At 41.6% G+C, this 11,951-nt stretch carries 9 protein-coding genes; 8 read left to right on the forward strand and 1 reads right to left on the reverse strand.

What is annotated here, in order from left to right; genetic code table 11:
* The first annotated feature begins 16 nt into the window (after window positions 1-16).
* From FN809_RS10575 to FN809_RS10595, 5 genes are all read left to right on the forward strand, one after another.
* A complete protein-coding gene (locus FN809_RS10575; protein ID WP_185957537.1) occupies window positions 17-1,096 on the forward strand; it encodes a glycoside hydrolase family 53 protein in 1,080 nt (359 codons plus the stop codon).
* A gap of 232 nt (window positions 1,097-1,328) precedes the next feature.
* A complete protein-coding gene (locus FN809_RS10580) occupies window positions 1,329-2,612 on the forward strand; it encodes a glycoside hydrolase family 27 protein (protein ID WP_142533495.1) in 1,284 nt (427 codons plus the stop codon).
* Between the two features lie 118 nt (window positions 2,613-2,730).
* Window positions 2,731-3,567: a pseudouridine synthase gene (locus FN809_RS10585; protein WP_142533496.1), complete on the forward strand. Its 837-nt coding sequence runs from the start codon at window positions 2,731-2,733 to the stop codon at window positions 3,565-3,567.
* A 34-nt stretch (window positions 3,568-3,601) separates the two neighbouring features.
* Window positions 3,602-4,993: a phosphoglucosamine mutase gene (gene glmM / locus FN809_RS10590; RefSeq protein ID WP_142533497.1), complete on the forward strand. Its 1,392-nt coding sequence runs from the start codon at window positions 3,602-3,604 to the stop codon at window positions 4,991-4,993.
* Between the two features lie 261 nt (window positions 4,994-5,254).
* Complete coding sequence (locus tag FN809_RS10595) at window positions 5,255-5,905, forward strand: redox-sensing transcriptional repressor Rex (RefSeq protein ID WP_142533498.1); 651 nt, start codon at window positions 5,255-5,257, stop codon at window positions 5,903-5,905.
* Window positions 5,906-5,938: 33 nt separating this feature from the next.
* Here the strand turns inward: FN809_RS10595 and FN809_RS10600 are convergent, their stop codons facing one another.
* Entirely contained in the window at window positions 5,939-7,312 is a 1,374-nt protein-coding gene (locus FN809_RS10600; RefSeq protein ID WP_142533499.1) for a sigma-54-dependent transcriptional regulator, read from the reverse strand.
* A 163-nt stretch (window positions 7,313-7,475) separates the two neighbouring features.
* On the opposite strand from FN809_RS10600, the gene secDF reads away from it, so the two are divergent.
* The 3 genes from secDF to FN809_RS10615 all read left to right on the forward strand — a co-directional run bounded on the left by secDF (window position 7,476) and on the right by FN809_RS10615 (window position 11,945).
* Window positions 7,476-10,478: a protein translocase subunit SecDF gene (secDF, locus tag FN809_RS10605; RefSeq protein WP_142533500.1), complete on the forward strand. Its 3,003-nt coding sequence runs from the start codon at window positions 7,476-7,478 to the stop codon at window positions 10,476-10,478.
* Between the two features lie 97 nt (window positions 10,479-10,575).
* Entirely contained in the window at window positions 10,576-10,983 is a 408-nt protein-coding gene (locus FN809_RS10610; RefSeq protein WP_142533501.1) for a Sec-independent protein translocase subunit TatA/TatB, read from the forward strand.
* Window positions 10,984-11,018: 35 nt separating this feature from the next.
* Window positions 11,019-11,945 carry a calcium/sodium antiporter gene (locus FN809_RS10615; protein WP_246095581.1) on the forward strand — a complete coding sequence of 309 codons (927 nt, stop codon included), beginning with the start codon at window positions 11,019-11,021 and terminating at the stop codon, window positions 11,943-11,945.
* Window positions 11,946-11,951: the final 6 nt, after the last annotated feature.

The raw sequence follows: 11,951 nt of genomic DNA on the forward strand, positions 1-11,951 counted from the left end.
ACATTATACCCTTATCATGCATAAAACTTACGGAGTGCTACTCTCTTTTCTCATTTTCGTTTCGTGCGGTAAAAAATATGAGCCGACAGATACGAAGACGGTAAAATCGGAGTTAATCTCTGCGGTTGATATTTCATCCTTTCCGCAGATGGCGGAATCAAACGTTGTTTTTTATACTTCAGCGGGAGTGGAGGATGGATTTTTGAATATTCTAAAACAAAACGGCGTTAACACCATTCGGCTAAGGCTTTGGGTAAAGCCTGAAAGTAAATACGCAGGATTTGCCAGTGTAAAGCAATTTTCGCAAATGTTAAAAGCCAATGGATTTAGAATATGGCTATCTGTTCATTACTCCGATACCTGGGCCGACCCCGGACATCAAAAAACCCCGGAGAGTTGGGCAAATAAAAGCTATCAGACCTTGAAAGACAGTGTTGAAAATTACACCCGCAGAGTTGTTGAAGATATAAAACCGGATTACATTCAAATAGGCAATGAATTAAACACAGGTTTCTTGCATCCGCATGGTAACATATCTAGCCAAGCTATTCAGTTTATCGCATTAATGTCCGCTGCTATAAAAACTGTTCGCCAAAGAGCGAGCGACACAAAAATAATTATTCATTATGCCGGGATAATGCACTCAGATTGGTTTTTTAACCAGGTTAGCGCTTTGGATTACGATATCATTGGTTTGTCTTATTATCCTATTTGGCACGGTAAGAACCTGGATATGCTGAGTCGTACTTTAAATAGTTTAAGCCACAAATACCAAAAAGATGTACTTATTGCCGAAACAGCTTATCCTTTTACCCTTGAGTGGAACGATTGGACAAATAACATTGTGGGTACAGATGAGGCATTGATACTGCCGCAATACCGGGCAACACCCCAAGGACAAAGAGCCTTTGTCAAAAGAATAAAAACAATAACAACAAAAGAAGTGAAGCGTGGATTGGGTTTTTGCTATTGGGGAGGCGAATTGATTGCCTGGCGGGGAAGCAAAGCAAATGATGGTTCGGTATGGGAAAACCAAGCTTTGTTCAATTTTAATAATAGAGCCCTTCCGGTATTGGAGGAGTTTTGCTTTGAATAGCGTGCGGAGCCTTGCTATTAATTAGCGCTTAAATGTTGTGCATAAATATTAACAAGTAAACCGGTAGTATAAATCAAGGCATAAAAACTTAAAACATTATATTTGAAACAAGATTTTTTTATGCATCTGCCAAAATTGCAAAAGTAGTGCATTTCAGATACTTTACTGTTTGTTGATAACGAACAGCTTAAATGTCATAAATCAGGATTATAATATAAAGCAAAGTAAAACCATGAGTAGATTACTTATTATTACTGCCTTTGGCTTATTGTTGATGTGCACAACAGAGGCACAAATAAAAAGAAAAAATAACACCCGATCCAATATAAAAATGGAATCGATACAGGAGCCTGAGGTACAGATAAAGCCCAAGGCCCCTCTTATGGGCTGGGCCAGTTGGAATAATTACAGGGTAAACATTACTGAAGAGATCATTAAATCACAAGCCGATGCGATGATATCTACCGGATTGGCCGATGTGGGTTATTCGCACATCAATATTGATGATGGCTTTTTTGGTGGTAGAGATGAGCACGGTAATTTGTTGGTGCATCGGGAGCGTTTTCCGGGCGGAATGAAAGCCCTGGCAGAGTACATCCATGCCAAAGGCTTAAAAGCGGGTATCTATTCCGATGCCGGCATAAATACCTGCGCTTCGTATTGGGATAAAGATACCATAGGTGTGGGCATGGGGCTATATGGTCACGACTGGCAAGATTTGAACTTGTTTTTAAATGAGTGGGGCTATGATTTTATTAAGGTAGACTGGTGCGGTGGCGAATGGCTGGGGCTGGATGAGCAGGTTAGATATACCGAAATAGGTAATATCATCAAAGCCATTAAACCCAATGCCGGGTACAATATTTGCCGATGGGAGTTCCCCGGTAAATGGGTTACCCAGGTGGCTGATTCGTGGCGTATTTCTGGCGATATCGACAATACGTTCCAATCGATATTGCATATCATCGATTTAAATGCCGACTTGTGGATGTATTGCTCCAGGGGGCGTTACAACGACATGGACATGCTGCAAGTAGGTCGTGGTATGAGTTATGAGGAGGATAAAGCACATTTTTCGATGTGGGCCATCATGCACTCCCCGCTACTGTTGGGTAACGATTTAACCAACATGAGCGACGAAACCATTGGGATTATCACCAATGAAGAAATTATTGCCCTTAACCAAAGTGAGTTTGTATACCAGGCCAGGCGTTTAGTAGATCATGGCGACCTGGAAGTGTGGGCGAAGCCTTTGGTTTCAACCATGAGTGGCCAAGTGGCTGTGGCGCTTTTAAACAGGTCAGATAAGAGCGATAAAATTACTTTTAACCTGGAATCGATAGGTTTAGATGCATCAAAAGGGTATACCATGAAAGATCTGTGGTCGAAAAAAATATACCTGCCGGCCACCGCGGAAACAATAAGCATGCAAGTACCCGGACATGGGGTTGTGGTGCTGCGCTTTAAAGGGGAAGCCATACCGTTTAATGTGTTTCAGTATAAAGATAAAGAATAAGGAAAAAGATAGATTAAGCAGTTAGCGGCTGTCGTTTACTTATTGGACGTATTTAATTATTATACTATCTTTTTCTTTAATTAATTTTATAACCTTTGTATAAAATTTTTAGAATAGCATGAGAGAACGAAGATATAAGGAGAGAGATAATAAAGCTAAGGAGTCCAAACGTACTGAAGGACAAGCGGAGGCATCTCCTAGCAAGGCTGGGCCGGCTAAATCCAACCCCAAGCCTGCGCTGCACACCATTCGCTTAAACAAATTTATAGCCAATGCCGGCGTTTGTAGTAGGCGCGATGCCGATAAGTTAATTGCCGAGGGTTTGATAAGTGTTAACGGAGAGGTGGTAACCACCGTAGGCACAACGGTTAAAACGAGCGATAAGGTGGTCTATGAGGGCAAGGAGCTGAAGGCCGAAAAGTTGGTTTATGTACTTTTAAACAAACCTAAAAATTTTGTCACCACCCTTAGCGATCCCCATGCCAGGCATACCGTTATGGATTTAGTAAAGCATGCCTGTGCCGAAAGGATATATCCGGTGGGACGATTGGACAAAATGACCACCGGTATATTGTTGTTGACTAATGATGGTGATTTAGCCAAACGGCTAACGCATCCCAGCCACGAACATCGGAAGATATACCACGCTTTTTTAGATAAAGAAATTACAAAGGAACATCTGCATAGTATTGCCACAGGATTAGAACTGGAAGACGGTTTTATAAAAGCGGATAAAATAAGCCTGGTGAAGGGTAATGCAAAGGAAGTGGGCATAGAGATACACTCGGGTAAAAACCGGATAGTACGACGCATTTTTCAGCACCTGGGCTACGAAGTAGTTATGCTGGATAGGGTATATTTTTCGGGGCTAACCAAAAAAGATGTGCCTCGTGGTAAATGGCGTTTCCTTACGCCACACGAAGTAACATTTTTAAAAGCAGGTATTATGAAGTAAACAGCTATTTTTTCTTATTACATAAAAACAAGTTATGACCTTAATTAAATCTATATCAGGAATTAGAGGCACAATAGGGGGTAAGCCGGGCGAAGGTTTAAGCCCTTTAGATTTGGTAAAATTTACTGCCGCCTATGCTACATGGGCAAAAGAAAACGTTAAAAAGGACAAGGTTACCATAGTAGTTGGCCGCGATGCCAGGTTATCCGGTCCTATGGTGGATAAAATTGTTGAAGGTACACTAATGGGCTGCGGTGTTGATGTAATCAACCTGGGGCTATCCACTACACCAACTACCGAGCTGGCAGTTGCCATGGAAAAAGCCGATGGTGGTATTATACTTACCGCCAGCCATAATCCCAAGCAGTGGAACGCTTTAAAACTGCTCAATAACAAAGGGGAGTTTTTAAATGCCGCAGAAGGAGAAAAAATATTGAAACTGGCCGAAAAAGACGCTTTTTCCTTTGCTGAGGTAGATGACCTGGGAACAACCCAAATGGATGATACTTACCTGCAAAAACATATTGACCACGTATGCCAACTCGAACTGGTAGACGTAGAGGCCATCCGTTCGGCTAATTTTACGGTAGCCCTGGATTGCGTTAATTCCACCGGAGGCATTTTTTTGCCACCGCTGCTAAAAGCATTGGGCGTACAAAACGTGATTGAACTGTATTGCGAACCCAATGGGCATTTCCCGCACAACCCCGAGCCACTTCCGGAAAACCTTACCGAGATATCGACGCTGATAAAAGATAAAAAAGCCGACGTAGGTTTTGTAGTAGACCCCGATGTGGATCGGTTGGCTATTGTAAACGAAGACGGAACCATGTTTGGTGAGGAGTATACTTTGGTGGCTGTGGCCGATTATGTGTTGAGCCGGCAAAAAGGAAATACGGTAAGCAACCTGTCATCTACTCGTGCTTTACGCGCTGTAACAGAAAAGCATGGGGGCACATATGCAGCAGCAGCTGTTGGCGAGGTTAATGTGGTAAGCAAAATGAAGGAAACCAATGCCCTCATAGGTGGCGAAGGTAACGGTGGTGTTATTTACCCTGCTTCGCATTATGGCCGCGATGCGCTGGTGGGTATAGGCTTGTTTCTGACACATTTGGCCAAGTGGGGTAAAAAATGCTCCGAGCTTAGGGCAAGCTACCCAAACTATTTTATCTCGAAAAATAAAATTGAGCTGACACCTGATTTAGATGTCGACAATATTTTGGCTCGCATGAAAGAGAAGTATGCACATGAGCAGGTAAACGATATCGATGGCGTAAAAATAGATTTCCCCGATAAGTGGGTGCACCTACGAAAATCAAATACCGAACCAATTATTCGTATATATTCTGAGGCCCACACCTTTAATGAAGCGGAAGCGTTGGCTCAAAAAATTATTGACAACATAAAAGAGATCGCCGGTTTATAAGTTGGCTGCGTTATTTTATCAGTGAAAAGTCTGCGTATCTCCCCCTGAAAAAAAATAAAAATATTTTTCGGGAGGAACGCAGACTTTTTTTATGTAGAATCATTTTAAATATCCCAATTACCGGGCAAGCGGCATAAATAACCATTATAGAAATTTTTCTTTAATACAAATCTTCTCTACTTTTGAGGTCGAAAGTTGCTTCTGCATAAAAGGTGCGCAAACGTAAAAATATAAACTACTCAAAAGTACTTAAGATATTCAATGACAAGCGGAAATAAGAAAAAAGAAAGCCTTGTACCCGAGCCATCGTTACGCCGCATGCCATGTTATTTGGCTTACTTAAAGCTGGCAAAAAAAAATGGTAAGAATTATGTTTCTTCTACACATATTGCGCGCGATATGGGTGTAGATTCTACACAGGTAACCAAGGATTTGTCATATACAAGTATTGTGGGTAAAACCAGAGTGGGTTACGAGGTAAATGCTTTAATAGAAGTGCTGCAGGATTTTTTGGGATTCCGTACATTGGATAAAGCATTTTTGTTTGGGGCAGGAGGCTTGGGTAATGCCTTGCTACACGATCATAAACTGGATCAGTACGGCCTAAGTATTGTAGCCGGATTTGATGTGGATCCAAAATTAATAGGAACAGAAATACAAGGCGTTCCGATTTACCACGTGAGTGAATTTAACAAAATAAAAAGCGACGATGTGTCTGTGGGTATTTTAACGGTGCCGGCTGAATTTGCACAGGAGGTGGCCCAAACCATGGCCGACGGTGGTATAAAGGGTATTTGGAACTTTACCCCAATTCGGATAAGTTTAAGCGATGACGTAGTAATTCAGGATACATCCATGTACGCTCACCTGGCTGTCATGTTTAACCGCATGAAACATCTCGATGGTAAATAAGTAGAACTGAATAGTATCAATTCTAATTATTTATTACAAACCATATTTTTCAATTCTGCGATAGAGCGAGGTGCGGGTAAGTCCCAATTGAATTGCGGCTTTTGAAATGTTGCCCTGGTTTATGAGCAACACCGTTTGTATAATAGACTTTTCTGCATCTTCAAGGTTATAGGTTTCAATTTCAAAGTTACTTGTTGAGTTATCCGGAAGAGATAACTGAATGTTCTCCTCGTTTAATATTTGTTTTTCGCTTAAAATAACAGCTCTTTCCAATACCAGTTTTAACTCCTGCACATTGCCGGGCCATCGGTACCGCAGTAGCTTGCTCATGGCTCCTTTGCTTAGTTTAGCTACTTTTTCATATTTTCGCGAAAAAATATTCATAAAATGATCGGCCAGCAATGGGATGTCCTCTATCCTTTGCCGTAAGGGGGGTAACTCTATTTTAACGGTATTTGAATTGTTAAGCAGGCTTAGGCTATAGTGGGTTTCATGGCCCTGTTGTTTAGGTAACTTTTCCAACGCAAACATTAATGTAAGGTCTATGGGTATAGGCCTTTTACTGCCCATGCGGGTAAGCTCGCCATTTTTAATTACAGTTGAGAGGGTGCTTTGCATGGACTGGGGCAGTTTTGTGGGGTCATCTATAAAAAGGGTTCCTTTATGCGCCATTTCCAAGCATCCGGGTCGGTCAGTTTTGGCATGGGCGAAAGCACCTTTTACATAGCCCAGGATATAACCTTCCGTTTGGTCGCGATCCGGATTGCACAAGTTAAAGTTGATAAAGGCCTCATTTTTTTGTGCCGATTTTTTGTGTAAAACTCTGGCCACCGTTTCCCTTCCTGTTCCTTTTTCACCTATTAGTAACACGTTGGCGTTTTTTTGAAGTATTTCATCAAAGGTATCATAAACCTTGCGCATACTTTTAGATACGCCTATAAGCTCATTGTATGGCTTGTCCATCATGCGATACAACTCCCGCTGTTTTTCCTTTAGCTGGCGCAGTACCCTCCGCGATTGACATAGTTGAACGGCAGATAAAACACTGGCCAATACTTTTTCGTTTTGCCAGGGCTTGAGTATAAAATCGGTTGCACCCGCTTGTATAGCCCACATCGACTTTTTAATATCGGAATAAGTTGTAATAAACAGTACGGAAACAGCAGGATCCAATTGCAGTATTTTTCTCAGGTGCTGAAAGCCCTCAGCGCCGGGTATGGCATCCTGGCAAAACGACATATCCATTAAAACGACATCGAATTTATTATCCGATACGATGCTTTCAATTTTAGTTAGATTGTTTTCTGATTCAAACAAGTCCACCTGTCCTTTTAAAAGTATTTTTATGGCAAATAAAGTATCTTCGTTGCAATTAATGGCCAGCACACATCTTTTTTGCTTTTCCATGGGTGTTATTTTTTATGGTATTTTTTTTACACGACCTAAATATATAACTCTATCGCTCAACTATTGATGATGAAGTGGTATTATTAAAAAAAAACAATATATTTGCGCAATTATAAAAAAAGGAACAAATTTAAATTACAACAACATAAAATTTTAAGTACAGATGCAAAACAAAGGAGCGATCAGGGTTTTTGCCATCCTCCTGGCCTTAGTGAGTTTATATCAATTGATGTTTACTTATCAAACCAGACAGGAAGAAAATAAAGCGAAGGAAATTGCAATGGGCGACCAGCAGATAGAAACCAACTATTTGGATTCAGTAGCTAACGAGCCGATATACAATTTTTTAGGACTTAAAAACTACACATACCGCGAGTGTAAAGAAAAGGAAATAAACTTTGGGCTTGACCTTAAAGGGGGTATGAACCTTATACTTGAGGTTAGAGTGGCCGATATTTTGAGGGCACTTTCCAACTACAATACGGACCCTACATTTAACGAGGCACTGCAAATAGCCGAACAAAAAGAAAAAACATCTTCCGAAAATTTTATCACGCTATTTTATAATTCGTTTAAAGAGTTGGATAGCGAAGCTCGCTTGGCCGCTATCTTTAACACGGTTGAATTAAAAGGCAGAATTGATTATAATACATCAAACGATGAGGTGTTAAAAGTTGTGCGCGAAGAGGCCAAGAATGCCATCGACAATGCTTTTAATATTTTACGTTCACGTATCGACCGTTTTGGGGTAACACAGCCAAATATACAACGTATGGAAAAAGCCGGCCGTGTTTTAGTTGAGCTTCCAGGGGTTAAAGACCCACAAAGGGTGCGTAAACTGTTACAGGGTACAGCAAGTTTGGAGTTTTGGGAAACCTATGAGCTAAGCGAGTTGGTGCAAAATCTGATTGCAGCAAATCAAAAGGTAATAGACATTGAGACGGCCAAAGCAGAGCTGAACAAGCCGGTGGAAGAAGCAACCGAAGCCGACCAGGCAGAGGAGCCACAGACCGAGGAGGATGCCACGGACAACCTGTTGAGCCAATTAGATGCAGAGAGTACAGCGGTTGATTCTCTGGCAGCTACGCAAAGCACCAGGTCGCTGTTTAGCGTGCTCAACCCAAGCCAGCGTCAATCTGGGCCGCTGGTGGGGTATGCGTTGGTAAAAGATACCTCTAAAGTAAACGCGTACCTGCAAATGGATCAGGTGCGTGCCCTGTTTCCCAAGAATGTGAGATTTATGTGGGGAGTAAAACCCTTGCCACAACGCGAACTGGCTGATGGAACCGCAAGTAAAGACGAGATTTATGAGCTGATAGCCATTAAGGTTTCTAGCCACGACGGACGTCCACCATTGGAGGGCGATGTAATTACGAGCGCACGTGCCGAAACCGGACAGCGGGGTGATTACGAAATAAGCATGGGCATGAATACCGAAGGTGCCAATGTTTGGGCTCGTTTAACCAAAGCCAATATAGGTAAAAGCATTGCCATTGTATTAGATAATTATGTATATAGCTATCCAACGGTAAATGCCGAAATTAAAGGGGGGCGTAGTTCTATCACCGGTAATTTTACCCCGGAAGAAGCAAAAGACCTTGCTAATATATTAAAATCGGGTAAGTTACCTGCGCCGGCGCGTATTGTTGAGGACACGGTTGTAGGCCCCTCATTGGGTGCAGAAGCAGTGCGTTCAGGGCTGTCGTCTTTTGTAATGGCTTTTATTGTTGTGCTCATCTATATGATGTTCTTTTATGGCTTTAAAGCCGGTACGGTTTCCGATATTGCACTGTTGGCCAATATGTTTTTTATACTTGGGGTGCTGGCATCGTTTGGCGCCGTACTTACCTTACCGGGTATTGCCGGTATTGTGCTTACTATTGGTATGTCGGTGGATGCCAACGTACTTATTTACGAGCGCATACGTGAGGAGTTGTCTGCGGGCAAAGGCGTACGATTGGCCATAGCCGACGGATATAAAAATGCTTTTTCGGCAATTATCGACTCCAACGTAACCACTTTCCTTACCGGTATCATTTTATTTGTGTTTGGTACAGGCCCCATTAAAGGTTTCGCCACTACCCTGATGATAGGTATTGCTACTTCGTTTTTCACGGCAATTTTTATTACCCGATTAATATTTGAATGGTTGTTGACCAAGAAAGTAGATATTAAGTTTGGTACCAAGCTTACGCAGGGTTTTATGAAGAACACCAAAGTTAAATTTTTGGAGAAAAGAAAAATATTTTTCGTTGTATCCGGAATTGCACTTTTGGTTAGTATTGGTTCATTAGCCACACATGGTTTAAAACTGGGTATCGACTTTTCCGGTGGACGTAACTACGTGGTGCGTTTTGACGAAAATGTATCTGCTACCGACATTCAAGCCGCCTTGGCCGATGAATTTGAAGATGCGCATGTTGAGGTGAAAACTTTTGGTGGCGACAATCAGATCAGGATTGCTACTAACTACATGATAGAAGAAGACGGTGTTGAAATAGACAATACTATTGAGCAAAAGCTATTCAATGGTTTAAAGGCCTATTTAGGAAGCAATGTAAGCTTCGACGATTTTATCGATAATTATCGTATGAGCTCGCAAAAGGTGGGGCCAACCATTGCAACCGACATCAAAACAAAGGCTTACTATTCCATTGCGTTTTCGCTTATTGTTATTTTCCTGTACATCCTTATTCGTTTCCGCAACTGGGAGTATGGGCTGGGTGCTATTGTGGCACTGGTTCATGATGTACTCATCGTGTTGGGTATATTCTCTATTTTTTACAGTATTGTACCTTTCAGCCTCGAGATAGACCAGGCCTTTATTGCCGCCATACTTACGGTAATAGGTTATTCTATTAACGATACCGTGGTTGTGTTCGACCGCATCAGGGAGTACTTAGGTCTGTATCCGAAACGTGAAAAAGTAGGTGTGGTGGATGGAGCGCTTAACTCAACTATCAGCCGTACCATTAATACCTCGTTAACCACTTTTATTGTGTTGCTGGTTATCTTTTTATTTGGAGGTGAAGTAATACAAGGTTTCGTGTTTGCACTAATGTTGGGTGTTTTAATAGGTACTTACTCATCACTATTTATAGCTACACCGGTTGCATTTGCAGTGCTGGAGAAAAAAGAAAAGAAAAAAGTAACGGTAAAAAAATAAATCCGCGAAATACAATAATACTTGCACCCTTTAAACCTTTGTGTTTAGAGGGTGTTTTGTTTTTATTATCTTTGGACAAATTATTTATCTCGATAATATGAATTTTGGCTTTTTCTCATTCGGTGGTGGAGAGATTTTCATCGTTTTAATAGCGGTTTTGGTGCTTTTTGGTGCCAATAAAATACCTGAGTTAGCTCGTATGCTCGGTAAGGGTATGAATGAGTTCCGCAGGGCTACCGACGATCTTAAGCGCGAATTCAAAGAGGGGGCGGATGACTTTAAAAAAGATTGGGACGAAAGTAAAGCGGATATTGACAATCACGTTCGCGAAATAAGTAAAACATTGTCCGATGACGAAGGCTACGAACCTTATTCTCACTTAAACCAAGAGGAGGCAATGAAAAAAAACCCGGATGCCATAAGCGAGGACAGCACACAGCCGGATGATCGTGCTCAACCACGAGAAAACCTAAAGGATAACACAACACATAATCGTAAGGATTAAATTAGATCAATTAACTGACATAAATGGGTATATTGATGGTATTAGCAGGATTTGTCCTGCTTTTTTTTAGTGGAGACTGGCTGGTGAAGGCAAGCGTTCAAATTGCCCGATACTTTAATATATCCACCCTGGTAGTGGGACTTACCGTGGTGGCTTTTGGTACCTCGGCCCCTGAGCTTATAGTAAGCTTAAAGGCGGTTTTTGATGGTGTGCCTGATATTTCTGTGGGCAATGTAATTGGTTCTAACGTGGCGAATATTGCATTGGTGTTGGGCATGGTGGCTTTAATATTGCCCATAAAGGTACAGAAAAATAGTTCTGTGGTTTTTGATTGGACAGTAATGATGTTTGTGTCCCTCTTATTTGTGGTATTTGCACAAAACAATGTGATAGAGTTTTACGAAGGCGTTATTTTTGTTACGATCATTGTTTTGTATCTCACCTACTCGGTGTACATGTCGAGACGGAAAATGAATAAATCGGACGAGGTGGCTCGCAAGCCTTCCATGAAGATATATGTAGCTATTGGATTACTCGTGTTGGCTGGTGTTGGCTTGTATTTTGGATCGGCTTTACTGGTGGATGGAGTAGTTATTGTAGCGCGAAGTCTTAACATTAGCGAACGTGTAATCGGTATTTCAGTAGTAGCTTTCGGTACCAGTGTTCCGGAGTTAGCTACTTCCATTATGGCGGCCGTTAAAAAGGAAACAGCCATTTCAATCGGAAACATCATCGGTTCTAATATATTTAATTTATTGGCCATCCTTGGCATCACCTCTATGCTCAAGCCCATCGGCGTATCTGATTTATTAATCAGGGTAGATGTGTGGTGGATGATCGGTGTGGCCGTAATGCTGATGCTGGCCATGTTGCCGCTGCATCGCAGTGTGATAGGAAGATGGAAGGGAGCCGTTTTGTTGGGTACTTATATATTGTATATGGTGCTGCTGTTTATTTATTAATATTTT

Source organism: Saccharicrinis carchari (genome assembly GCF_900182605.1).
In the GTDB taxonomy this organism is placed as follows: Bacteria; Bacteroidota; Bacteroidia; order Bacteroidales; family Marinilabiliaceae; genus Saccharicrinis; species Saccharicrinis carchari.